29 protein-coding genes and 1 pseudogene are annotated in these 24,901 nt (G+C 39.4%); 5 read left to right on the top strand and 25 right to left on the bottom strand.

Annotated features, from left to right (window positions below):
* Positions 1-12: 12 nt before the first annotated feature.
* The 17 genes from BTW01_RS03865 to BTW01_RS03790 all read right to left on the bottom strand — a co-directional run bounded on the left by BTW01_RS03865 (position 13) and on the right by BTW01_RS03790 (position 14,386).
* On the bottom strand, positions 13-1,722 hold the full coding sequence (locus tag BTW01_RS03865) for a terminase large subunit (RefSeq protein ID WP_162101723.1): 1,710 nt from the start codon (positions 1,720-1,722) through the stop codon (positions 13-15).
* Entirely contained in the window at positions 1,719-2,234 is a 516-nt protein-coding gene (locus BTW01_RS03860) for a phage terminase small subunit P27 family (RefSeq protein ID WP_162101722.1), read from the bottom strand. Before BTW01_RS03860 ends, BTW01_RS03865 begins: the two co-directional genes overlap by 4 nt.
* A 227-nt stretch (positions 2,235-2,461) precedes the next feature.
* Entirely contained in the window at positions 2,462-2,827 is a 366-nt protein-coding gene (locus BTW01_RS03855) for an HNH endonuclease (protein ID WP_162101721.1), read from the bottom strand.
* Between the two features lie 398 nt (positions 2,828-3,225).
* Positions 3,226-4,248, bottom strand: coding sequence for a hypothetical protein (locus BTW01_RS03850; protein ID WP_162101720.1), 1,023 nt, complete (start codon positions 4,246-4,248; stop codon positions 3,226-3,228).
* 257 nt (positions 4,249-4,505) lie between these two features.
* Positions 4,506-4,844, bottom strand: a complete 339-nt coding sequence (locus BTW01_RS03845; protein WP_162101719.1) for a hypothetical protein — start codon at positions 4,842-4,844, stop codon at positions 4,506-4,508.
* Positions 4,845-4,978: 134 nt separating this feature from the next.
* Positions 4,979-5,899 carry a hypothetical protein gene (locus BTW01_RS03840; protein ID WP_162101718.1) on the bottom strand — a complete coding sequence of 307 codons (921 nt, stop codon included), beginning with the start codon at positions 5,897-5,899 and terminating at the stop codon, positions 4,979-4,981.
* 441 nt (positions 5,900-6,340) lie between these two features.
* Positions 6,341-6,754 (bottom strand): ArpU family phage packaging/lysis transcriptional regulator, encoded by a 414-nt coding sequence (locus BTW01_RS03835; protein WP_162101794.1) that lies wholly within the window; start codon positions 6,752-6,754, stop codon positions 6,341-6,343.
* 253 nt (positions 6,755-7,007) lie between these two features.
* Positions 7,008-7,523 carry a putative metallopeptidase gene (locus tag BTW01_RS03830; protein ID WP_162101717.1) on the bottom strand — a complete coding sequence of 172 codons (516 nt, stop codon included), beginning with the start codon at positions 7,521-7,523 and terminating at the stop codon, positions 7,008-7,010.
* A 607-nt stretch (positions 7,524-8,130) separates the two neighbouring features.
* Positions 8,131-8,670: an ERCC4 domain-containing protein gene (locus BTW01_RS03825; RefSeq protein WP_162101716.1), complete on the bottom strand. Its 540-nt coding sequence runs from the start codon at positions 8,668-8,670 to the stop codon at positions 8,131-8,133.
* Positions 8,667-9,104 carry a hypothetical protein gene (locus tag BTW01_RS03820; RefSeq protein WP_162101715.1) on the bottom strand — a complete coding sequence of 146 codons (438 nt, stop codon included), beginning with the start codon at positions 9,102-9,104 and terminating at the stop codon, positions 8,667-8,669. The genes BTW01_RS03825 and BTW01_RS03820 overlap by 4 nt, the downstream gene beginning before the upstream one ends.
* Before the next feature lie 197 nt (positions 9,105-9,301).
* On the bottom strand, positions 9,302-11,710 hold the full coding sequence (locus BTW01_RS03815) for a phage/plasmid primase, P4 family (RefSeq protein WP_162101714.1): 2,409 nt from the start codon (positions 11,708-11,710) through the stop codon (positions 9,302-9,304).
* Between the two features lie 60 nt (positions 11,711-11,770).
* The gene (locus tag BTW01_RS03810; protein ID WP_059335752.1) at positions 11,771-12,211 is read right to left on the bottom strand and encodes a DUF669 domain-containing protein; all 441 of its coding nucleotides are present in this window, start codon (positions 12,209-12,211) and stop codon (positions 11,771-11,773) included.
* A 22-nt stretch (positions 12,212-12,233) separates the two neighbouring features.
* Complete coding sequence (locus BTW01_RS03805) at positions 12,234-12,431, bottom strand: hypothetical protein (RefSeq protein ID WP_019260095.1); 198 nt, start codon at positions 12,429-12,431, stop codon at positions 12,234-12,236.
* Positions 12,421-13,359, bottom strand: a complete 939-nt coding sequence (locus BTW01_RS03800; protein WP_162101713.1) for an AAA family ATPase — start codon at positions 13,357-13,359, stop codon at positions 12,421-12,423. Before BTW01_RS03800 ends, BTW01_RS03805 begins: the two co-directional genes overlap by 11 nt.
* Positions 13,360-13,362: 3 nt before the next feature.
* Positions 13,363-13,917 (bottom strand): host-nuclease inhibitor Gam family protein, encoded by a 555-nt coding sequence (locus BTW01_RS03795; protein WP_159357121.1) that lies wholly within the window; start codon positions 13,915-13,917, stop codon positions 13,363-13,365.
* Positions 13,918-13,983: 66 nt separating this feature from the next.
* On the bottom strand, positions 13,984-14,121 hold the full coding sequence (locus tag BTW01_RS18250; protein WP_164906783.1) for a hypothetical protein: 138 nt from the start codon (positions 14,119-14,121) through the stop codon (positions 13,984-13,986).
* Positions 14,111-14,386: a YqaH family protein gene (locus BTW01_RS03790; RefSeq protein ID WP_159357120.1), complete on the bottom strand. Its 276-nt coding sequence runs from the start codon at positions 14,384-14,386 to the stop codon at positions 14,111-14,113. Before BTW01_RS03790 ends, BTW01_RS18250 begins: the two co-directional genes overlap by 11 nt.
* Before the next feature lie 62 nt (positions 14,387-14,448).
* On the opposite strand from BTW01_RS03790, the gene BTW01_RS03785 reads away from it, so the two are divergent.
* Entirely contained in the window at positions 14,449-14,829 is a 381-nt protein-coding gene (locus tag BTW01_RS03785; RefSeq protein ID WP_159357119.1) for a DUF2513 domain-containing protein, read from the top strand.
* Between the two features lie 87 nt (positions 14,830-14,916).
* Here BTW01_RS03785 and BTW01_RS03780 read toward each other — a convergent pair whose 3' ends face one another.
* From BTW01_RS03780 to BTW01_RS03770, 3 genes are read right to left on the bottom strand one after another with little or no spacing between them, the layout of a single operon-like run.
* Positions 14,917-15,069, bottom strand: coding sequence for a hypothetical protein (locus BTW01_RS03780; RefSeq protein ID WP_162101220.1), 153 nt, complete (start codon positions 15,067-15,069; stop codon positions 14,917-14,919).
* Between the two features lie 9 nt (positions 15,070-15,078).
* The gene (locus tag BTW01_RS03775) at positions 15,079-15,348 is read right to left on the bottom strand and encodes a hypothetical protein (RefSeq protein ID WP_063695046.1); all 270 of its coding nucleotides are present in this window, start codon (positions 15,346-15,348) and stop codon (positions 15,079-15,081) included.
* 12 nt (positions 15,349-15,360) lie between these two features.
* Positions 15,361-15,606: a helix-turn-helix domain-containing protein gene (locus tag BTW01_RS03770; protein WP_159357117.1), complete on the bottom strand. Its 246-nt coding sequence runs from the start codon at positions 15,604-15,606 to the stop codon at positions 15,361-15,363.
* A gap of 176 nt (positions 15,607-15,782) precedes the next feature.
* Here BTW01_RS03770 and BTW01_RS03765 point away from each other — a divergent pair, with 176 nt between their 5' ends.
* The 3 genes from BTW01_RS03765 to BTW01_RS03755 all read left to right on the top strand — a co-directional run bounded on the left by BTW01_RS03765 (position 15,783) and on the right by BTW01_RS03755 (position 17,828).
* On the top strand, positions 15,783-16,154 hold the full coding sequence (locus BTW01_RS03765) for a helix-turn-helix domain-containing protein (RefSeq protein WP_159357116.1): 372 nt from the start codon (positions 15,783-15,785) through the stop codon (positions 16,152-16,154).
* Between the two features lie 7 nt (positions 16,155-16,161).
* Positions 16,162-16,617 carry an ImmA/IrrE family metallo-endopeptidase gene (locus tag BTW01_RS03760; RefSeq protein ID WP_159357115.1) on the top strand — a complete coding sequence of 152 codons (456 nt, stop codon included), beginning with the start codon at positions 16,162-16,164 and terminating at the stop codon, positions 16,615-16,617.
* A gap of 65 nt (positions 16,618-16,682) precedes the next feature.
* On the top strand, positions 16,683-17,828 hold the full coding sequence (locus BTW01_RS03755) for a site-specific integrase (RefSeq protein WP_162101712.1): 1,146 nt from the start codon (positions 16,683-16,685) through the stop codon (positions 17,826-17,828).
* 118 nt (positions 17,829-17,946) lie between these two features.
* Here the strand turns inward: BTW01_RS03755 and glnA are convergent, their stop codons facing one another.
* From glnA to spoVK, 5 genes are all read right to left on the bottom strand, one after another.
* Entirely contained in the window at positions 17,947-19,281 is a 1,335-nt protein-coding gene (gene glnA / locus BTW01_RS03750; protein WP_162101711.1) for a type I glutamate--ammonia ligase, read from the bottom strand.
* A 58-nt stretch (positions 19,282-19,339) separates the two neighbouring features.
* Entirely contained in the window at positions 19,340-19,747 is a 408-nt protein-coding gene (gene glnR / locus BTW01_RS03745; protein WP_162101710.1) for a transcriptional repressor GlnR, read from the bottom strand.
* 109 nt (positions 19,748-19,856) lie between these two features.
* Positions 19,857-21,122: an aminotransferase class I/II-fold pyridoxal phosphate-dependent enzyme gene (locus tag BTW01_RS03740; protein ID WP_162101709.1), complete on the bottom strand. Its 1,266-nt coding sequence runs from the start codon at positions 21,120-21,122 to the stop codon at positions 19,857-19,859.
* 17 nt (positions 21,123-21,139) lie between these two features.
* Entirely contained in the window at positions 21,140-22,402 is a 1,263-nt protein-coding gene (gene hflX / locus BTW01_RS03735) for a GTPase HflX (protein WP_162101708.1), read from the bottom strand.
* Positions 22,403-22,533: 131 nt separating this feature from the next.
* Positions 22,534-23,502 (bottom strand): stage V sporulation protein K, encoded by a 969-nt coding sequence (gene spoVK / locus BTW01_RS03730; RefSeq protein WP_162101707.1) that lies wholly within the window; start codon positions 23,500-23,502, stop codon positions 22,534-22,536.
* Between the two features lie 664 nt (positions 23,503-24,166).
* Between spoVK and BTW01_RS03725 the strand changes: the two are divergent.
* A pseudogene (locus BTW01_RS03725) lies at positions 24,167-24,881 on the top strand (N-acetylmuramoyl-L-alanine amidase); the annotation flags it as partial.
* Positions 24,882-24,901: the final 20 nt, after the last annotated feature.

Genomic DNA, 24,901 nt, shown 5'->3' with positions numbered 1-24,901 from the left:
CTTACACCACCTTTAGAAAGAGAAAGAAGCTGACTGAATATAAGCATTTAAATCAACTTCATTATTAATCTGAGAAGCGCGCACATACGCATTAATTAAAGCTGCTGCCGGATCAATACGCTGAGTTGATTTGGATTTATCAAGCATTATATTCTCCTGGGCGTCTACTTTTGTTACCGCATTACCCATCGCCCATGTTAACAAATCATTTTTAGGGTGAATGATTTTTTTCGCCTTCACTTTAGCTCTAAAATCTTTTGTTGGTTCGGACAACGTGGCTACGCCCTGCCGTATCTCAACCATTGTATATCCATCCGCTTCCATTTGCTGAGCAAACTGCGTGGCGTTGTATGGATCATAACCTATTTCCTTGATTCTCCACCCATTTTGGTTCTCCATTTTTTTGATGAAAGCCCTGATATAGTCATAGTCAACAACTGCACCATCTGTTGTCGTTAACCATCCCCTTTTCTTCCACAAATCATAGGGGACGTTATCTGTCTTCATTCTTTCATGGAATGTGTCCTCCGGCATAAATCCGTGGCTTTCTACAGCAAAACTGCCGTCATCTAACGGAAAGATAAAAGAGGCTGCCGTCAAATCAATCGTTTTTGATAAGTCGATGCCGACATAACACTCTCGGTTTTTCAAGTCTGGAAGTTGATCAGACCCGCAGTCTGTCCATGCCTGCATATCCATATAGCCATTCTCCCGCATGTTAACCCAGATATTCATGTTCTTTGTCATGAAATTTCGCATTTTCTCCGGGACGGCAAGTGCAACCTCCAACTCTCCTCGTAAATAATTCAAGCCGTGTTCATTGGCCGCAACAATCGGATTTGCTTTAATCCAATTCTTTTCGTCTTTGACGTCGTCACCTTTATCAAGCTCATTGATCATCACAAAATACTGTTCATTTTGTTCCACCTTATTCGGGTCCAATATGCGAGACACGTAATCATATTCAACACGATAAGCAGGATTATTCAATTCAAATCCGGCCGTAGTAATAATCAACATCAATGGTTGAGCCCGGGCAGCCATACCGGAAGCCAGGACATCATAAATTTCTGAGGTTTTATGCGCATGGTATTCGTCGATAATGCCGCATTGCGGGTTAAAACCATCCCCTGTTTTGCCAGCATCCTTGGAAAGCGCCTCAATTTTAGATTGAGTTTTTGGATGCTCGATTTTTCCATATGCAATTCGATACTTTTTCTCCGGCTTGTTCAAAAGGTCAGCTTGCATAATCTGCGCCTTAATTTCATTCCAGCAGATTTTTGCTTGTTCCGTTTTTGTGGCACCAATGTAAACCTCGGACATATATTCATCGTTTGCCATTGCCTCATAAGAACCGACACAAGCCAGGCTCTGCGTTTTGGTGTTTTTACGACCTACCTGCCAATAGACTTTTTTAAATCGGCGATAGCCGGTATCCTTATGCACCCAGCCGTACACATTGCCAAAGATGAATATTTGAATAGGCTCAGGTACAATATTTTCACCCTGTAAAGGCCCTTTCGTATGTTTAAACTGAGTCATCCAGTAAAGGAACCGGCGGGCTTTTTCATCATCAAACACATAAGAAAACTCCCTTGTTCCTTCCCGACTCACATCATTTAAAAAACGCTCGCAGGCCCAAATGTGTTTTTCACACGCCACAATCTCACCCGATATCACATCGCGCGAGTAATCAATGAGAAATTGTTTGATTGTCTTCATACGTTTTTAAACTCCTTCTCCGCAGCCGTCTTTTCCCGCTCTTCCTGGGTACGGGTGATAGCAAGTTTTGCCCGAGCAGACGGTGTAAGGCCAAAGTCATTCGCTGCTGATTTCATTTGATCAAAATAATTCTTTTGCCGCTTTAATAACGGATGCTCTTCACCAACAAGCTTTATTGGGTTGCCGTCTTCGTCTTTTCCTTCCGTATGGACCATGATCCCGTCTTCTTCAATAATTTTAGAAATTGATACATACTGCGAATAGGCATTACAATAGGCAGCCAACATGCTGATATCCGCTTCCGTGATGATTTCAACTTCTGTTAATAGAGCAACAACCCGTTTGAATTCTTTTTTTCCGACCTTATCCAACCACGTTGGCGGTTTTATATTATCGGATCGCATTTTCATTTTCTTCTCGTGCTCAGCCCGGGCGGCCAGCTCTTCCGTATTTTTTTTATTTGGGTTGCCCTGTATCAATTGAAGCGTCGCGGATTTTGCAGGCCTCGGCATGTTCTCACCTCATTTCACATCAAAAAAATTGCATTTTTTGCTTGTTTTTTTCACCAATCGTGATACGATGGAATTAACAACAAAACCAGTCGTACCAAGCCCTCTCGGCAATTTCGCCGGGAGGGTATTTTGTTTTTCCGGAACTTTGAAAAGCGGTGTTTGTTTGCAGAAGAGGGGGCGCCGTTCTCCAAACGTTTCCTTTCCAGAGATTTGGATAGGGGGGAGGGTCACTTGCCCTTACCGCCATGAACCTTGTTGTGACAGGCATTACACAGACTTACAAGGTTGTCCAAGTCTAATCTTTTCGACCAATCTTCCTTTACTTCCACAATATGATGCACCATGTCCGCCGGAGTGAAGCAATGATCTTTCAAACAATGCTGACAAAGATAATTGTCTCTTATCAAAGCAAGTTGTCTTGTTCGTTTCCAATCTGTTGATTTATAAAAACTTGTTATTGTTTTGTTTCTTGAATGTTTGTTGTAATGTTTTGTTTCTTCTTGTTGCTGTGTCTTGTGTACATCACAGTACCGACCACGGGTGAGGCTGGGGCACCCAGGGGCGGCGCATATTCTTAGAGACTTATGGGGCATAAATTCAATCCTCTGTTTCTATATTTATAATTAAGAAAAAATGTGAGTTTTTTCCGTATGATCATCAACGCACTCCTTTTTAATCCCTTTACCAATGCCTATCTCATACAAAGGGTTTTCAACCTACTTGGCCACTTTATTTCCATTCAACCATAGATATCTTCTACACCCTGTGCTTTCCCTGTCGTGTCCTCATAGTAATAGACATGTTAAGTTTACCCCCATATACGTAGCCTTGGTTTATTACCTAACGTCATCTTGATCAAGACACCTTTTTGCCCTTCTTAACAGTAGTTTCTTGACAATTCCAACCTAAATAAAAACGCCTTTCCAATAGACAGAAAGACGAAAAAGGTTTATCTTCTTTTCATTCTAGCCGATACTAATCCAAAATAATTTTATATAAATAAATTTAGAGACTTGTCCCATACCAAGGGCTTATCGAAATCATTTATTGTATCAAAAAACATTTCCTCAATTTTACGCTGCGTTTCACGATTGAATTGTCTCCACAAAATAGGAGAGAATGCAGTATTTTCAGCATAGGAAATGATGATATTAGAGATTATATTTTTTTGTTCGTCTACACTTTTAGATAGTATTTGCTCACTTAAAAATTTGTATCTTCTTTTATTTCTCGTAAAATAACTAAGTATAATATATGTTTTTCCGTTTTGAGGAAAAACAGTTAGAAATAAAGGAGCCAAAGGTATGGTCCAATCGTCTAAATTATTTATTTGATTCCCTACTAAATCCCTTTCCACCAGGATAGTAGAAGTGACTGCTAAATGATGTTCTGTATCTAGTTCAATAACTTCAGAAATAATATTTTCAAATTCCGAATTGTCAAGCCAGTTATTAAACCATTTTATATGTTTTTCACCTCTCTCAACAGCATCATTTGCGCCAAACAAATGAGACTCAAACATATCACTCATAAAGTCTATATGTTCTGGAGAAGGTTTATTTTTATCGAAATGACTGCTGAAATCATTATATTGCCCATTTATCACAAGGTTTTGAAGATTTTTCATCATAAATGTACTCGATAATTTTGAATGATGCTCTTTTGTACAAGCTCTATAAGCATACAAAAATTCTTGTTCTCTATTACCTATTACATAATCAGATTCTTCTATTGGAGTAAAAATTGCATCATGATAACCACAAAATCCTGTAAAAGTAGTAGCCTTTTTTCGTCCTTGTGGTCTCAAACTAGTTGAAATAAAGTTATCAACATCCGGTTCGCTTGAAAACATTAAAACTTCACCATTCTCAGAAATCTTACTTAATATTTTGTTATTTTGTATTGAATGCGCCTTAATTATTTTGTTGCAATTTTCATCTTCGTGGAAACACCTTTTTACTAAAGCCTGATTTTTATGTTTATTAAACTCAATCATGAACTGTTTTACATCCAAATTAATCCCCCCATTTTAGATTATGTACAAATTTTAATATTTTTGTCTAGTTTTTGATTAACCTCGTGTTTTCGTTATTTTAACTACTAAAGGAATAATTACGAAAAAGCATCAGACCATTAGGTATAAGAAAGATTATAATTCTTTAAAGCTTCCATAATTAAACCATTAACAAATTGCCTATCCGGTTTACCGGAAGCAGTTTACAGAGAATATTAAAAAGCACCCCGAAGGATGCTTTTTATGCTTAGAGAATATTAAAAATCTAATTTCCCTGGCGCTTTGTATTTGTTTAAGATTTTTTCGATGGTATCAGTAGCAACTTGTATAGCTGCATCTTTGTCATTGTAAAAAGTCAATTCAACCCCAAAAGGTTTTAATTCTTCACAACCTGAGTGCAACTTTCCTAGCAAGTCAGATGGCACATCGCCCCAAAACGTTTTATTTTCTTCGATTTGGAATGTAAATGCTGCATTTTCTCCTGGTACATCTGCTATTTCAATTTCAGCAGCATGTATTCCTCGAAAACGGAATTTATAATTCTCCACTTTATAAACAAGGCTACCTTTATCATGTTTGTATGGATAATTACTCATTTTATCACCTCCCACCTATTACATCGGTGGAAGATATTTCATTTTTATCTTTTGCAAAATTTGTCGAACGATTTACCGGAAGTAGTTTACCGAGAATAAAAAAAGCACCCATAAACATAGGATGCTTCTTTTAATTATGAATTAATTTTCTTCATTTCTTTCTTTATTTCTAAAATAAGATCTAAGTCTGTAAAAGAACTATACACTAAATAATCTAAGTATTGTTCTTTACCTGTTTTAAGAAAAGTATAATAGCCTTCTAAAAGTGTTCGAAAATACTCATTAACACTAGCATTTGAAGGTTTTTTCCCAACATAACCATTACCAGCTGCAAATGACTCCAACCTAACAGCTATATCAAATTGCTTAAGGTTTTCAAAAGGAATCAATTTTAATTGTGGTTCTTTTGTTAGAATTAAACATGTGTTATAACTGTCGTTGCCTTGTGATAATAACTCCTGTATTTTTTCTTTCGATATAAATTCTAACTCTTGGTAAGGTGTTATTTTATTCTCTAAGAAATTTATTGATTGTTTAATTCGATTATCTGGACTTATTTCTCTAAAATGATATAGCATCTTAAGAAATTCTTCTCTATCACTTTCATTTAAAAATAATTGACAGCTACCGAAAATAGTTCTCGAAAAGCTCGATTCGCTTATTAACTGTCCCTTTAAAGAAAAAATCTCTTTAGGTGTTAATGGACAATTAAAAAATATTCGTTCCCCTTCATGTGTGGCGAGAAACAAGTCAAGAGCCTTTTCCTGATCTGCTGTTAAAACAATTTTGTTTAAGAAGCCGTCTATTGCAACCAAATCATGTTTCTGAGTGTCTATGTAATAATATGAATCATTTATTATATCTTCAAACTTAATAATTTTAGTCTTGAGTTTATTAGCGTTTAGCGCCGTTAGAAAATCTTCCATTAACCTAGAAGAACTTTCCGACTTTGTACTAAATAAAATTATTCTTTCTGGTTTCTTTTCAATAACAAGGTTCTCTAGGAAATTAATTGTTCTTTCATTATCTTTATTCTTCTTAATCCCAACAAACATATTTTACTATCCTACTTTCTTTTATTGGTTTTCAAGACTAAAGGTTTATGCTCCTAGAGAAATAATACTCTTTTTTCAAAAAATATGCAATTTTCTATAACTATTATTTGCATCTCACAATACTCCGAGAGGAAGCCAAGTATAGCAAGATCGCACAATGAAACACGATAATACTATTCTCCCGATACGGACGCCTCAGACTAGCTGCTATCCAGGCTCAGAATGTTCCTCTCGTTTTGGCTTCATTCCTCAACACCTTTGTTCCGTATCCGAATTCGTCTTGATAAGGGAAAGACGCTTCTCCCGTATATTTCTATAAGTTTTATTTATCGTATTTCGTTGATAGGTTAAGTTTATCGAGATTTCAAACATAAATAGTCCCCCTTTTTGTCCCCTAAAATGTCCCCTGTTTTATCGGAAATTTGTCGACAAAAAAAGCACTCAGATTATTCCGAGTGCTGTGGCAATACGTAAAATGGCACGCTGTTTTATTTCATAATAGGTGTCCTTCTTCATGCCAAGTTCCATATAGATATGAATGTCCTTTGTTTGGCTGGCAGCTAAGTATTTTTTCTCAATGATCATCCGTTCTTCATCGTCCAGACTGTTTTCTAACGCCCTTTCCATCTGTTTGACCTTCAATTCATTTAATATAAAAGAATCTCTGATAGAAGGAAACGGGCTGATGCCAGCTTCAACCGATTCCTTTTTATTCTCAAGCTGTACTTTCAAAGCTCGATAATCTTTGAGTTCTTTGATTACGATTTTACGGACTGCCTTCAAATCCACAGGATGAAGGAATGAAAGTTGTTCTGTCACACCCGTCCTCCTTTCCTCTATTTTTCGCGTTCCCATTTTTGTATTTGGCGTTCTGTTAAGCAAATCCATAAGGCAAGAGCCACTGAATTAATAACGAATAGTGAGCCAATAAATATAATCATTTCGCTGTCCTTTCACTTTTTAAGCCACATTCCAACGCATATAACATGGCTTTAAACTTGCTGTTATCATAAGGACCATATATTTTATTTTTCATAACCAAAACGAACTCATGTTCGGTTCCGATGCATGCAAAATCCCCTGATATAAAGTTTCTGACTACCCCCATTTATTTCACCCTCGATAGACGCTGCACGTCTGAAATGGTCATTTGGTGATCAGCTTCACGTACTGCCTCGGCAAATGTTTCAATACCGGTATCCCATAAACCATGGCGCTCGATAATTTCAGAGAATTCCTCAACATCATGCTCACGGATACCCCAGCTGTCTGGATCGGTGGCAGCACCGTACACAGTCACCCATTTGTTTTGGTCTTGCGGGTCAGGCTCTTCCCATTTTTCTCGAGTAAAATGGCAAAGCTCATGATCTACCAGAGCAGCGCGTTGTTCCTCCGGCATCGTCTTCCATGCAGCCTTATTGATAAACACGAAAAGCATGTAATCGGTCATATGACGTTCGAATGCTGTGCATTTTTTCGCCTTTCCTGCCCACTTGCTGTTCCCTTCCCGTAGATAGAAACCAATTTGCTGTTTAGCGTCTTTTAAATGTGGGTGGTGCTCGTCAATTATGCTTTCAGCCAACTGTCGTAATTCCTTCGATTCTTCAAAACCTACAAATACCATATTTATTTTCCCCTTTCAATCAAAACCTTTTGAATTTTTTCGTCTAATTCTTTTATTGAAAGCACTTACAACTGCCGACCATCAGGCTTTTTGTGATTAAATCCCTAAAAACAGGACAATAAGTTTTACCCATCACCTTATACACAAATTAGAAATACGATGAACTGTAAATTATTTTCCAAGGAGATGTTTTAAAATGTATCTAATGTATTATCCTGTTCCGTCACCGTATATTCACAATAATTACACACAGAATATTCAAAGATCAGAACAAAGAAAATACCAACCAAGTATCGGTCAGATGATTTCAGCCCCAGCAAATACGAGTTCCTTTCCTAGAGAAACTAGAATATTTATTCATGATGTACGCTTTGAGTATGTCAGCTCAATAGGCGACTGGATGGAATTCATCTATGTCGTATATCCAATAGAAAGAGGTTCTGGGGTATGTGCTATAGAGGGTAGATGGATACCACTTAACGAACTAGATGGTAAACAACACATCTCACGATAAAAATACGTGATTATATAGGAAGCCAGATAGCAAAACTCATTTTGTATATAATAAGATTTAAATTTTTACAACTTCTCTGCTGTCTGGGCTTTGCTATAATAATCCACCTTTTAATAATTCCCGAGCCATATAATGAAAATGATGATAGATATAGTTTCCGGTCGCACTGGGATTAATAAAAACCGTTGAAAAATTGTAACGCACTTCAAATGTTTTTAAGCTGCCCAGCAGCGCTTTCGGTTCATACTTTGAACGATATTTTCCGTTGAGTATCTTTTGGTACCCTTCAAGGTCTTCCACAAGAAGAGTGAATGGATGCCTGGACGCCCGAATTAATTCATTTTCAAAACGAGAACGGTCTTTAATCGACTGAACCAACTCGTCCACTCCGTTTTTTCGTTCAATTGCTGCATTCAAATACATATCACGGCTGATTCCAAATTCATCATTCTTGGGAATCATGGCCGAGTAATCGCCGGTTTTCATTCCTTTGAATTTGATTGCCACTTTCTTTTTACGGAGATAATCGAGAACATGCTGATTCTTTTGCTCCCTCGTATCCACAATAATGATCATGCTGTCCAGAATCTCTTTTAACTCAGTTTCCGAATAGTTATAGTGAATAATTGTCATGCTTTCTTCCCCTTAAAATACGACATGGCCCGATCATAGATTTCTTTGGAAAGCTGGTCCGTTTCTTCACTTTCAAAGTTTGAAACGGACTCCTTTAGCTCCCTCCAGCCGTTCTCCCAAAAGAGAACAAGTAATTTCATCACCTTCATAACTGATTCATAATCATGATTGAACCAGTCATCTATTTTTCTATTTATATCTTGATCAATGCCCATGAAATAATTAATGATTTTATCTATTGTCTGTTTCACATTATGTTCACGATCCGAGTATTCACCTTTCAAATACCGGATAATTCGCATTTTGTAAGATTGGACAAATGCCTCAAGTTCCGGATAGACTTTTTCAGGATTCTCAATATAAAGATCGTTTCCATCGAGAACCAAACGAGAGCCCAATACCTCTAAATCGGAACAAATTTGTTTTGGGTGCAATTTTCTCACCTCTTTATAAAAAGGGTTAGTGAGTTAGTTAGGGTTATATATTTTTGTATTAAAGCCCTATATATATATATATTATTTTTTATTAATTAATTTTCATGTGAGAGGAACATATAAATTAACTAACCCATTCTAACCCTGCGTTAAATTTCTAATGAAAAACATCATTTAAAACCCTTATATACCAAGGCTTATAGCTTTTTTCTTTTCATCGGCGTTACGTTATTTTTTGCTGTTGATTCACTAACCCTTTTACTAACCCCATCATCAAAATTAAGATGACTTTGAAATTTTTGCAAACCAATACCAAAGAAAAACAACTTATTTTTTGCTCCTACTTCCTTTTTAAAACCCCGAATCTCAAGCTGTCGATAAAATGCCCGATTTTTTAGCTCTACATCATCATTTTCGAAACACCAATTTTTGTATTCCTTATAAATCTCTTTCGACTCAATCTTTGCGGCCGGGTGAATAACACACCTTTCAGTAAGAAATGGTCCAAGGATGTCCATATCCTCTCGATAACCTTCCGTAGCTTTTCGAATTACTTCCGGCTCCTTGAGCCCTTCCTTCTGCCACTTCAAGCAGCCTTCCACCGCCCACCTGAGAATGCCAGGCATTTCTGCAGCAAGTTTCTGCGGGAGCTTTTTGTCCACTTTTTCTTTTGGAATAGTAACAGTGAATGGAACAAGCCGGATACGGCGCCAGATACCCTCATCGCTGCCTTTTACAATTGGTTTATGGTTTGTCGTAAAGAACACTTTAAATTCTGGGGTAAACTCAAAATACTCCTGGCGTAAGAAACGCGCGGACATCTTTTCGCCCCCGGTGATCTGCTTCACCAACGACTCGGACAGCTGCTGACCTTCTTCACTCTCAACGGCCGACACAAAGCGTGCCCCGTCAAGTCGGGCTATGTCATTGTTGATGCTGCTATCATTCTTCTTTTTTATGAATGTGTCGCTGTTCGTCTGCCGGCCATAATCGCCCAGCAGCTGCTGAACTGTATTGATAAACGTTGATTTACCGTTACGGCCATTACCAAACAGAAAGAACATGACTTGTTCCGTAGTATCCCCGGTCAATGAATAGCCAATAGCTTTCTGCATGAAATCAATAATTTCATAGTTTGGCTGACCTTGTTCATTTATAAAAATGCTTTCTAAGAATGCCTTCCAGTTTGGGCAGTCGGCATCCTTTTGATAAGCCACTGATGAAATTTTAGTGAATAGAAAATCACGATCGTGCGGCAGCAGTTCCCCAGTCTTTAAGTCGATTACACCATTCTCACAGTTAAACAGATATGTATGAGAGTCGAGTTCTTGTTTTCTAACAGCAACCATTGGCCGGGTATCCAGGATGGTGTTCATTCGAATATTGCGACGCTCGCATTTTTTAGCCCAATCGTTAAGCTGCTTTTTTCTGTAGCCGTCTTCCGTGGCCTTCGCTTCCCCGTAAATGGCCCGTAGAGTTTGTGCAGTTAATGCCTCGATCTGCCTCTTGCTGTCTTCCTCCCACATCTTCCCGTTCCAAATTAACCAGTCGAGCTCGTTACAGTATCTGATATTCTTGCCATGGTAATATACAAGCCTTTCAGCGTTCCCTAGCTCAGTCAGATGAAAGACCGGTGGCGTGTCTATGATTTCCTCTGTGTCAGCAACCTGTGAGGCCTGTGGCTGCGAGAAATACACTTCATACGGCTGCTCTTGCTGCTCCATCAGGTCGGATATTGTGGGGCCGGTCGAGTAGATAGCTGCAGCAATAGTCATTTCTCCATATGTAGCTCCGTCGGCTGAATGCTGCTGGTCCCACTTTTCGCGAAACAAATTTGATTCACGAAACATAGAATCCATTTTTGATGCGTCCTTGTCCGTCCAGAATGCTAGATGATTACATAAAGCCATATCCGTGGAAGAATGATCGTCATTAATCAGCTGGCCGTTAAAAAGGTCCTGAATGCTTTTTCCATTTTTACTGTTGAACATTCTTTCCCAAATTTCTTTATTTGAAAGATTACTCATATCGCTTCCTGATTGTGATCGGGCGCTGACTGATTTTGCTTCTTCCCTCTCTGTTAAATATTTATCAAAGATGGTTTTGATCTCTTCCGATCGTTCCCGCACAGGTCCAACATCAAGACTGTTTCCGGTGAACGTGAAATAACGACCATGCCTGTATACTTCCAGGCCTTTATCTATATTTTTTCTCCCTGTGCCCGGTCCGCGTAATGGGAGCTTACCTTTCGCGATAATATGAACACCCTCACCACTCGGGGAGTATTCAGTATAGCTGTTGATTGTTTGGATGATTTCCTGAGCGAAAGAAGATAGAACACCGTCATTTACACAGTGATCTATATCTATTCCGATGAACGGATCATCTTTAGAAAACATGAAGCCGATGCCGTCATACTCCTGTTCATTGAAAAACTTCATGATAGTGGCAAAGGTGGACCAGGTTCTCTTATTGCTTGATTGAGCCATGCTGCCGTCAATCTGATATGGCACTTTCGTTTTTTTGCCGTTACGCTCTTCCGAACGCCATAGAATCCACTGAGGGGCGTTTTTTAGCTCTTGCGGTATATTTTTAAAATCGTACATGTATTAACTCCCCTTTAAAAACGAGGGAGCCATACACTCCCTCAAATGTATTTCTTGTGATCAAAATGGTACATCGTCATCGCTCACTGTAATTGAGCCGGTATCCGGCGCCGGCGCTTCTGACGGCTTAAACGCTTTGACTTCTGGATATTTTTTGCCGTTATGCTCTCTTTCTCCGACAACTAGGCGGATCGGTTTATTGAGGAAAGCATTCGCCCATTCAATATGATCCTTAAATTTCATTCCGTTCGGGAAGCCCGCGGCCTTTGATGCTTGATGAAATCTCCACATTGCATTATCTGTAACAGTGAAATTGTCGTATAGGATTTTCTGGCCCTGGCATGCCTGTTCAACGTCAGAACGGATTTCATAATCTACGACAAGTCGCTTATTTCCGGATGAAGCTGCTGTTTTCTCCTCAAAATTAATAACCGTTGCCTCATATTCTCCTGGTTTAATTGGTTCAAAAGCTTCGCCTTTGCTGTGGTCTACTGTGAACATATTTAATTCCTCCAATTTTTGTTTATTTGCCGTTTAGTACAGCTACAAGATTTTGAGTAATTGAATCCACTACATGCGGATCGGTGATGTCTTCATTTCGCAAATCATAAATTACACTGTCTATGCCACTATTCAATCTATCAATCTCTGAAATTAACCAGGGCACATCAGATATAGTCGCATGCCCCCGAATCTCTTCGAGCTTTGAATCATTTTTCACCTGGCTCACCTCCCAAAACGCTGTTTAATCTATCAATAGCAGCATTAGCAAGTTTGATATTCCATTGTTCAAGCTTCTGATTCGCTTTGATCTGGAACTCCTCAATCATTTGCGCAGCCTTTTCATTGCTCTCAATCATCATTTTGATGTGAGTAATCAACCCGATGCGTTCTGTTTCTTCCTCCGCCTTTACGTCAATACCGAGCTCAAGCCACTGATAAAGTTTGCGGCCGACTTCCGGGTTTAGCTTGATTGAAGAGCCTTCAAACATTCGCGTATTGTCTTTTGAGGTCTCAGTCATATGATCAATGTCAATATTAAAGTTGAGCATAAACTCGTATTCCATTTCATCTTTCTGTACAGGTTTTGTCCCAACCTTACGAGGAGCCATTTTGCCGTTATTATCAGGCTCCACTACATACTCCGTTTTTGTTCTCAATGTCGCTAAGATGTGAACGTCATTTTGCGTTAACGTCTTAATGAGCTTGGTTGTTTCCGGCGCAAGCTTGCCCCAGTTTTGAAAAGAGTTACCGGACATGCTGCCATGTGTTTCAACTATTCCGCCTTCACCCTGCCAGTTGTGTGAGAGTGAATCAATTACGACAACCTCAGCACCGGCGTTCTTAATCGCTTCTACAGCCATTTGATAACGCTCAGTTGTATACGGCGGTGTAAAATCAATATGCTTAAAGCTACCGATGCGAATTTCATCAAACTGTAAATTAGCGTACAGTTTTGCGCGTCGGTGCTCAGTATCGACAACGCCGATCTTTGACCAGATTTCCTCGTCGTTTGCTTCTGGATATGCCTCACGCATCATTCCGTAAGCTACCAGAAGGGCGCCGGCCGTCTTACCGGAACCACTCGGACCGATAAAACCCACAATTGCTTTTTCCTTTTCACGCTGCGCGTCTGTTACTTGAAACATCCCTTACACCTCCACTTTGAAGCTGACTGTTTCCGGCTGCACTTCTACGCCCGGGACAGCTTGTCCATTTGAATCTATTACTATTGGTTTACCTTCAAGCTCGGTGACAGTGAGTGTCTTTTTAAGATCCCCCCATGCCACAGACTCTTTTATAAACTCTTCCATACCGGCATCCTTCACATGCTGCAGAAGTTTTTCCTTGTCCACTTCTTTAGGTGCTGCTTTTGTTTTCCGGCTTTTAGATTTCCCATAAGGTGTGGAAAGTGTTTTTGCCTTCGGGTCTTCCTGCAGCTGCTTTGTATGATAGACACTCACCAGGTTTTCAAAGAATGAAAGACTGTCTGCTAAAGGCTTAAGCTCTTGCCTTTCCCATTCTTCGATACGTTGTTTTTCTGTGGCTGCCAGCGCTTTGATTTCTTTTTCCTGCGACTTAAGTGCAGCTATTTTCCGGAAAGCCCAGTTCAGGCTGTTCATATCAGTGATTTCAAACTGTGGACGGTTCCCCGGCAGTTCGCCGTTGTTAATTTCATTTAATTCAAAATCCTGCAATGGATTCATATGAGACACCTTCCTCTATTTGATTTTGTTGAGAGTTCCATTTAAAATGAAGTTGCTTGTTTGTTTTTAGTCCACATTGCCGTGTGGGCTTTTTTTATTTACTTCTTCATCGGCATCCTCTTCCCGATCCCGGTCATACTGGAGATACTCTTTTGGATAACCGTAACGGTTAATTTCTGTTATGATTGGATGCTCAAGATTCATATACTGGCCTCTTTACGATTGAGACATCAAGACCTTTACTAAGAAATTGAGTTGCAATTTCATGTAGCTGAACTACTTGTTCAGGATGATGCATCCGTTTGATTTCCTTGAACATTTCAGCAGCTGACAAACAGAGATCGATACATTCATCGAAATTGTTATCCTTGATTTCGTCCGGTAAAAGTTCCTGTAGCAAGAACTGAGCAGAACCCAATTTCCGTTTCGCTAATTCTCTATCCTGTTTAAGGAAGTAATTAAGATTCATAGTTTTTCCCCTTCCAATTTACTGGTATAATGTTCCTATCAAATAATAGGAGGTGAATATAAATGAAACTCGATCAAAATTGTGTGAGGGAGCTTCTTTTAGAACTAGAAGAGAAACTCACCTTAACGGACCATATACATATTAGTGAGATTCGAGAGCTTAAAACTTACGAACAGTACGGAGAAGAAACAACTTTTTACACAATCTTAAAATTAATTGAAGCAAATTTTATAAACGGTAAACCCTTATTCTCCGGTGGTTCGATTTATGGTATTGGTATTTCGAGCCTCACTTGGGATGGACATGTTTTTCTCGATAATATTAGAGATACAGCTGTATGGGCAGCTACTAAAGAAAAAACCAAACAACTTACAAGTGTATCCATGACTTTGCTGGCCGGAATTGCTCAAGATTATCTGAAAAAAAAGCTTGGTCTGAGTTAATAACTCTTCCCTTCAATCCATCCATTCTCAATAAGAAACTTATTAAAATCATCCAGAAACAAGTTATATTTCTCTGTGGAATAATCATTACTTTGAAAGGTCAGTTCGATTTTGAGCTGACTCTCTCTCTTCACCCTCATCAAAAGAGTTTTTGTTTTTTATCTCAAATCCTTTAAGCCAGACTGAAGTTCGTGCTTGTCCCTTTTTTAATTTAACTGGAAGTTGATACACCATTTTCATTCTCCCCTTCTAGTTTCTTGGCTGCTCCGAAAGCCATTTAAGTAAAAACTCTTTGCATTGCTTTTCAGGAAACAACCATTTCTTACCTACGCGATATTTCGGGAATCTTTCATCATAAAAAAACGTTTCTTTGATGAAATTCAGGCTCATATTTGTTTGCCTGCACAATTCTTTCATATCCCAAAAAGTGTATGAGTCTCTTACTTCATTCAACGCTTCTTCGATTTTTTGAATACAAAGTTGCTTAATTTCTTCCTCATTTACTTGAACAGAGAACACGTACCCACCTCCTCATGATATAAGCATTCGTTCCTTTTTAGGAACAGAAGGTTCAAAAAAATAGGCGATTGGCACGCCAAAGTGAAAGTGCATTTTTTTTGCATCCTCCAAAGAAAAATCTCCGCCAAATCCATTTAGCTTTTTACTAATAGTATTTGGCTTTACCTCTAAAAGAACAGCCACATCTTTGTGTTTTATTTCATTCTCTACAAAGTAAGCTTTGATTTTATTGTATGGCTGTCTATTTCTTCTTTCCAATTCCTCACCCCCTCCGTTCCTTTTTAGGAACAACTCAAATATAAAACACTTTATTTCCTGTGTCAACAAAAAATGTTCCTATTTAGGAATCCTTTTTGGATTACTTGTTGCATTTAAGGAACATATAATATAAAATATTCCCGTACGAGGAATATCGAATAGGAGAAGATAAAAGGATGAACATATTTGGCGAAAGGTTGAAATCGTTACGGGACAAGAACAAACAGAGTATAAATGAGCTGGTCGTAGATTTGAATAAGAAATATGAAACAAATATCAGTAAAAGTATGATTTCTAGGTACGAGAACGGACAATCAGATCCGAAGATGGAAGTGGTCCGCATTCTTGCAGATTATTTTAATGTCTCATCTGATTATTTAGTTGGTATATCTGATATGGAAATTAAACCATTACAATCAAAAAACCAAGGGAATATAGAAACAATTGCAGCACATCATGATGATGAAGATTGGACAGAAGAAGAGTTAGAAGAAATTCGCCGATTTAAAGAATTTGTTAAATCAAAAAGAAAGAACAATCAGGAGTAATCTACAAATGAGTTATGAGAACCTTTTAATAGAATCAGAAGAAGCAGCCGTATCAGTATACGAAAAAAAACTTAGTCGAGGTATAAAAGGTTTATATGCAGATGGAATCATTTGGATAAATAAAAAGTTATCCAATACAGAAAAACGAGTCATTCTAGCTGAAGAATTAGGACACCATTATACGACAGCTGGACATATTCTCGATCAAACAACTGTTCAAAACAGGAAACAAGAATTGAGAGCAAGAAACTGGGCTTACAAAAAATTAGTACCATTAAATAAAATTGTTCAAGCTCATAAATCGGGTGTCAGAAATCGTTATGAGCTGGCTGAGTTTTTGAACGTAACTGAAAAATTTTTGGATGAAGCGATTAAAAGATACATTGAGGAATACGGGTTATTTAAGAAGGTGGGAGAAGTAACACTATGCTTTCAACCACTAGGGGTTATTGAATTGTTTTAGACTTCTGAATAAAAAAATTTAACCATCAAACCGAACGTATATTCTTATAAGAGGTGATCGTTTTTATGGCAAGTTTTCGCAAACATTCAAATGGAACATGGGAATATAGAATTCGTTACAAAGATCCTATCAATCAAAAGTTTAAAGAAAAGTCCAAGCGTGGTTTTTCTACAAAAAAAGAGGCTCAATTGGCTGCAGCTGAAACAGAAAAACGAATTTTTAATGATCTTGAATTGGATAATCACCCCTACTATCTTAAAAATTATCTGCAAGACTGGTTAAAAGAATATAAATTAGGATCAGTGCGCAAAAACACTTTTGAATTACATAAACGAAACATAAATAATCATATCATTCCGTACTTCAAAGACATTGATATTAAAGACATAAAACCAATCCTCTACCAAAAATTTATCAACCACCTATGCGAACAAAAATATAGTAAACGAACTATCGAAATTATCCATGGAACAATGCGAAATGCGATGGAGAAAGCAGTAATATTAGGAAAGCTCGAAAAAAATCCTTGCTATGGTATTGAAATTAAAACAAATAAAAAACGAGAATACAATATGGAGTTTATCAATAGCGATGACATACCCCTTTTTTTACGTGTAGCATATGAATATGGTTATATGTACTATATTTTCTTTAAAACACTCATAAATACTGGCATGCGCAAAGGCGAGGCTGCTGCTTTACAGTGGTCAGATATTGATTTGAAAAATAAAACTATCTCAATTTCTAAAACTCTAGATTTTAAAGCAGCTTCAAAAGATGAATTATTTGGCGACCCTAAGACTTATACATCCAGGCGTATTATTACTATTGATCAAAGGTTGGTTAATGAACTTCACGAACTAAGAAAACGACAAAACGAAGATAAACTTCAGCTTAATGAGATCTATCACCATGACCTTAACTTAGTCTTCACTCGCAAAGATGGTTCACATTTACCTAAATCGTCCTTGTTTAATGCTTTTGTCCGAATACTAAATAAAGCTGGTCTAGAGAAACTCCCTATTCATGCCCTTCGTGACACACATGCTGTTTTGCTCCTTGAGTCAGGTGCTTCAATGAAATATGTACAAGAACGACTGGGTCATAAAAGTATTCAAGTTACATCAGATATTTACTCACACATCAGCAAAAAGATTGATAGGGATTCAATGAATAAGTACGAAGATTATATCTCCACAATTATGGAGTAATTTTTTATTGTTTTTTTTGTGGGTGTTTTGTGGGTGGTCTATGATTTATATTAAGTTATTAAAATTGTTAAATAATCAAAAAATCCCCTGACACCAATAGTGCCAAGGGATTGAAAGATTAATACTGAGACATATACTGTTCGCGTTCCCAAGGGTGAACTTGCGTCCGGAACATATCCCATTCGATTTCTTTTGCTTCGATGAAGTGTTCAAATAGGTGCTCGCCCATCGCTTTGACCATCACTTCGTTTGATTTGAATTCTTCTAGCGCTTCCGCAAGTGTTGCTGGGAGGTCAACGATTCCGTTCTCCATGCGCTCTTCTTTGTTCATCACATAGATGTTGCGGTCGATTGGAGCTGGCGCTTCCAGTTTGTTTTTGATTCCGTCTAAGCCTGCAGCAAGCAATACACTCAGTGCTAGGTATGGGTTAGCAGCTGGGTCTACGCTGCGTACTTCAACACGTGTGCTGATGCCGCGGGAAGCCGGGATACGGATAAGCGGACTTCTGTTTTGTGCGCTCCATGCTACGTAGCACGGCGCTTCATAGCCAGGAACCAGACGTTTGTAAGAGTTTACTGTCGGGTTTGTTACTGCTGTAAAGCTTGTTGCGTGCTTCACGATACCTGCAATGAAGTGTTTCGCTGTTTCACTTAACTCAAGATCTGCGTTTTCGTCATAGAATGAGTTAACGCCATTTGTGAAGAGTGATAGATTACAGTGCATACCGGAACCGTTCACACCGAACAGCGGTTTTGGCATAAATGTCGCATGCAAACCATGTTTGCGGGCAATTGTTTTGACAACTAGTTTAAAGGTTTGGATATCATCACAAGAGCGAACTGCACCAGCATACTTAAAGTCGATTTCGTGCTGACCAGGCGCTACTTCGTGGTGAGATGCTTCAATTTCAAAGCCCATCTCTTCAAGCTCAAGAACGATATCGCGGCGGCAGTTTTCTCCCAAGTCGGTTGGAGCCAAGTCGAAATATCCGCCTTTGTCGTTTAATTCAAGCGTCGGCTCGCCTTTTTCGTCTAATTTGAACAAGAAGAATTCAGGCTCAGGTCCGAGATTGAAATCAGTAAAGCCGAGGTCTTCCATTTCTTTTAAAATCCGTTTTAAGTTGTTTCGCGGGTCACCTTCAAAAGGAGTGCCATCTGGATTGTAAATATCACAGATAAAACGTGCTACTTTACCTTTTTCAGCTGTCCATGGGAAGATAACAAATGTATTCAGATCTGGATACAGGTACATGTCTGATTCTTCGATACGAACGAATCCTTCAATAGAAGAGCCGTCAAACATGACTTTATTATCAAGCGCTTTTTCAAGCTGGCTTACAGGAATCTCAACATTTTTGATTGTCCCCAGAATGTCAGTAAATTGAAGACGGATGTACTTCACGTTTTCTTCTTCTACCAATTTTACGATATCTTCTCTAGTATACTTTGCCATTTCGTAAAACTCCTCCTCTTAAAAGGTAAATGTATATAGCAAAACAGTTGCTAACGGATTAATGAAAGAAACGGGACATGTCGCCTTGGCGGAATGTATTCCCTCGTTGAAAACGGCCGGCTTGCATGAGCTCGTTTTTCAGGAGCTTTCTCAGTTCGTCATCAGACAGATTATGTTTCATTGTTTTTTTCGTCTTCTCGTCTTGTTTTTGCTCCGGCTCGGCTTCCGCTTTCGCCAAAATCTGTTTAATTCCTGCCATGTTCACACCTTGTTCAATCAGATGCTTGATTTCTAACAGTTTATCTACATCATGGAATGAAAATAATCGTCTATTTCCTTCGCTTCTAGCTGGAAATATCAGTCCATTCTCCTCATAATATCGAATTTGTCTTGCTGATAACTCAGTTAACTGCATGACAATTCCTATTGGAAATAAAGGCATTGAGCGGCGAATATTATCACTCATCTCAATTTCCTCCTTTTCTTAACTTAGTTTCATTATAGGTCATGTTATATTTTGTGTCAATACGATGTAAGGATTCTTAACATCAAATTCAGTGAAATTTTTAAAAAATTTAAATTAATTGCTTTTCCATGAGTGAATCCACTGCACTGCATATCGCATTTTTTACGTGTGAATAGGTTAATCCTCCCTGAACATACGCTACATACGGCGGGCGGATAGGGCCATCCGCTGATAATTCGATGCTTGCTCCTTGGATAAATGTGCCCGCTGCCATAATGACATCATCCTCGTACCCCGGCATGTAGGCCGGATAAGGCGTCACGTGGGCATTGATCGGCGATGCATATTGAATCGCCTGGCAAAAAGCAATCATCTTTTCTCTGTCAGAAAACTCAACGGATTGTATTAAATCTGTTCTTTTCACATCCCATTTTGGGTTTGAAGCAAAGCCTAGTTTTTCAAGGAACCTTGCAGTAAACACCGCTCCCTTTAAGCTTTGCGACACAACGTGAGGAGCCAAAAAGAAGCCTTGATACATCTCCTGAAGCGAGTAAAGAGATGCCCCTGCTTCTCTGCCGATGCCAGGTGACGTCATACGGTATGAGCATGCTTCAATCCATTTCTCTTTTCCGACGAGATAACCTCCTGTTTTCGCAAGTCCGCCGCCGGGGTTTTTAATGAGAGATCCCGCCATCAGATCGGCGCCGACATGGCAAGGCTCAAGCTCTTCCACAAATTCTCCGTAACAGTTGTCCACAAAGACGATCAGATTTTCATTGATTTCTTTTACGAAACGGATCATTTCTTTTATTTCGCTAATTAAGAAAGATGGACGATTTGCATATCCTTTTGAGCGCTGAATGCCGATTACTTTCGTCTTCGGATTGATCGCAGCGGCGACTGCATCGTAGTCTATTTTTCCGTCTTCCGTCAGATCAACCGCATGATAGCCGATTTGAAAATCCTTTAGTGATCCAGCGTTTTCTCCGCCTCTGACACCTACAATTTCTTCTAACGTATCATATGGCTTGCCGGTTATATAAAGGAGCTCGTCCCCCGGTCTGAGAACACCGAACAAAGCAATCGAAATAGCATGCGTGCCTGAGATAATTTGCGGTCTTACAAGGCCCGCTTCTCCGCCAAACACATCTGCATAAATACTTTCTAGCGTGTCTCTTCCGATATCATCATAGCCGTATCCAGTAGATGGTGTAAAATGTGTGTCGCTTACTTTGTGTCTTCTATAGCTTTGAAGCACTCTCCATTCATTGCGCTCGCTGATTTCTTCTATTTGTTTATGAACACCCGCAATATCCGCTTCCACTTCTATTGACGTTTTTTTTAATAAATTTCCGTGTGTTAATGTATCAAACATATTTTTGAGTTTCCTTCCTACATATACTTCTTTAATTCGCCGATAATACTTTGCTCCTCTTGTACATAGCCCGATATATCGTACCGTTCATTTTCTTCATTAAAATAGAAGCGGTCAACCATCGTTTCCGATTTGATTCTCGCAAGGAGTTTTCCTTCACTTGCCGGCACATGCGCTTCAAAAGACGTTAACAGCTCTTGGCGCAAATAGCGCTGAATCGCTTCTTTAAAGAGATCAGCGTCATCCTCACTTTTTGCACTGACCATAATATGATCCCTTCCGGCTGACGGTATAAAATCAGGCAGCTTTTGATCACGTTTATTGTAAGCTGTCAGGATCGGGATGTCATCGGCTTCTAGCTCCTCAAGCAAGCTTAGCACCGTTTTTTCGTGTCCGACGTAATCCTCATTTGAGGAATCGATCAAATGCAGGATCAAATCCGCTTCTTTTACTTCCTCAAGTGTTGACCGGAACGCAGCAATCAGTGTCGTCGGAAGATCCTGAATAAATCCTACTGTATCTGACAGAAGCACGCTGTAGCCGCTTGGCAGGACCATTTTTCTCGTCATCGGGTCCAGCGTAGCAAACAGAAGGTCTTCTTCATAGCTGTCAGCACTTGTCAGACGATTGAACCAGGTTGATTTCCCTGCGTTTGTATAGCCGACAAACGCAATTTGAAGCACGCCGTTTTTCTTTCTTCTTTCACGGTATCGGCTTCTATGGCGAATAACAGTTGAAAGCTGGGTATTGATTTCATGAATGCGGTTTCTGATATGGCGGCGGTCAGTTTCCAGTTTAGTTTCCCCGGGACCTCTCGCCCCAATTCCTCCGCCTTGCCGGGAGAGATTGATCCCTTGCCCCGTCAGACGCGGAAGTGCATATTGCAGCTGAGCCAGCTCAATCTGAAGTTTGCCTTCTCGCGTTCTTGCCCGCTTCGCGAAAATATCTAATATCAATTGCGTGCGGTCAATCATTTTCACTTCAATCGCTGTTGCCAATGACTTTAGCTGACTTGGCGACAGCTCATCATTAAAGATAAGGAGATCAGCTTCAAGCTCTTCCACCAATGCCTTCAGCTCTTCTACCTTTCCTTTCCCTATATATGTAGCCGCGTCAGCCCTGTTTCGTTTTTGTGTGACGCTGGTCAATACTTTTCCGTCTGCAGTTTTTGTAAGAGATGCTAGCTCTTCCATGGAATTCTCAAAATGCTCATCTGTGATATGCGGCAGCTGACATCCGACTAAAATCGCTTTTTCTTGAATAGTTTCTTGTTCGTTCAAATGGATGTTCCTTTCTTTTGCATATTGGGCAGTAGTATTATCATACCAAACCCTGCATGTGTATACCACACATCGATTGCTTTGAGAAGCAGGAAATACTAGAAAAACAGACCTCCCAACAAAAGAGAGGTCTATATAGCGCCAGATGCCTCCTCTTGAATAGAAAGATCTTGGCTTTTAATCGTCATCAAGTCGCTTTTTAAGTATTGATCACCCATTAAAAGCCTCATGGCTTGCGCTCTGATCGATTTTTCGATCACATTTCTGACAAAACGGCCATTGCTGAATTTAATAGGGCTTGTCGTGCTTTTCACTGTCATTAAGTAATCTTTCAATTTCCATTCCGCTTCTTGACTGAGCTGATATTCTCTTTCATCGATCATTCGTTTGGCAATCTCCATAAGCTGGGTCACAGAATAATCCGGAAAATCAATGGAGATGGGAAATCTTGATTGGAGGCCGGGGTTTAATGAGAGAAAATGATCCATTTCCCGAGAATATCCGGCAAGGATTAATATAAATTCATGCTGTTTGTCTTCCATATGCTTTACAAGTGTGTCGATTGCTTCTTTTCCAAAGTCTTTTTCGCCGCCTCTTGCCAGTGAATAGGCTTCGTCTATAAACAAAATGCCTCCTAATGACTTTTTGATTAAATCTCTCGTCTTTTGGGCGGTGTGGCCAATATATTCTCCGACCAGATCAGCCCGCTCCGCTTCTATTAAGTGGCCTTTTGATAAAACATTCATTTCAAAGAACAGCCTGCCAATCAGCCGTGCGACGGTCGTTTTGCCTGTTCCCGGGTTACCTTTGAACATCATGTGCAGCGCTTGCTTCCCCACCTTCAGGCCTTGCTCCGCACGTTTTTGGTTTACAAAAATCCAGGCATATATTTCCTTGATATTGCGTTTCATTTCCTCCATCCCAACCAGTATGCTCATCTCTTTTTCGATTTCCTTCAAAATACCATGCTTCGCCTCATTTTTTTGCAATGCGGCTTGATATTCCGCCTCTGCTTCTGCATTCGTCAGCACTTGCTTTTGCCCGTTAAGAATAATGTTGATCTGTCCGTTGTTTTTATATGTTACAGCGCGCTCCAACATTTTCACCTCTCTGTTCTCTCTATAAGATATTCAAGCGGATGCCGTTTGTGACAAACGCCTATCATTTGTCGAAGCAATTGCTTTTTTCGGGAATAATAAGGAATCCTGCGCTTTCCCGAGAAATACTTTATTTCTTATTGTATTCACGGACATCGGGTGGACAAACCAAGAGATTTTGTTTTTATTAATTTTGTAAGGAAGACAGGAGCTACGGAGATGTTAATATGCTTTTGACATATCAACATCCTACTCACGATTTCTATCATTCCTTGACAGTCAAAACAGCTCTGCTATCGAGACCTCACCCCAAGCGATACCCTTTGTTCATACCGCAGCCTGTTTTGCACGATGCTTTCAGTTTTAAACAGAAAGCAAACCAAAATACGCCCTTCTTTATTTTTTCTTCTATTAACAAAGAGGCGTCTTCACAAGGTTCATTTACGTTCCACGCGCTGACATAAAACCGAAAAGCAGATGAATAAAGATGAACCTGTCATACTCACAAACAAATGACCTATTCATATAAAATGAAATGTCGCTACATGTTGAATTGTGCGCTTTCCCGAGAAATAATTTCCGCATATAAAAGGGTTATTTCCTCATGAATGATAATCGTACAAGCAGGCGCTGTGTCTTTTCATATTCTGTAATGAGGTGATAAAGAATGGTTAAGATTTTTATTGATCCTGGCCATGGCGGGTCTGATCCAGGCGCAATAGGAAATGGCCTTCAAGAAAAAACGTTAACCCTGCAAATCGCTTTCGCATTACGGACAATATTGTTAAATGAGTATACAAACATTTCGTTGATGCTGAGCCGGACAAGCGACCGATATGTCAGCTTAAGTGCTCGGACAAACGCTGCAAATATATGGAGAGCAGATTTCTTTTTATCTATTCATGTTAACTCTGGAGGCGGTACAGGTTTTGAAAGCTACATTTATCCAAATGTGGGATCACCGACAACGACTTTTCAATCGACAATTCACTCTAATGTGATACGGGCTGTCAACTTTACCGACCGCGGCAGAAAAAGAGCCAACTTGCATGTTCTTAGGGAATCAGCAATGCCTGCGCTATTGACTGAAAATGGATTCATTGATAACTTCACGGATGCAAATAAACTGAAAATGAGCCGTTTTATTCAAAGCTTAGCGAGAGGCCATGCAAATGGGCTTGAGCGAGCCTTTAATCTTAAAAAAGCATTTAGATCTAGTTTCGCAATTAACGAATGCGGGCTCACTCGCGGGCAGAACAAAAGCTAAAGGCTTTTGATATGATTGTCCTCTTAATTGGCGCATTTTCATCCAAAACAATGCAGACACTTTTGCTGCCAAAGCCAGAAATACAGCCTTTAACGTTATTGCCGCTCTAGAATCATCATCAAGACGCGGACAAGC

This window comes from Bacillus sp. SKDU12, from assembly GCF_010093085.1.
Taxonomy (GTDB): domain Bacteria; phylum Bacillota; class Bacilli; order Bacillales; family Bacillaceae; genus Bacillus; species Bacillus mexicanus.
The sequence above is the reverse complement of the archived record's forward strand: the minus strand, read 5'-3'. Positions and strand labels throughout refer to the sequence as shown.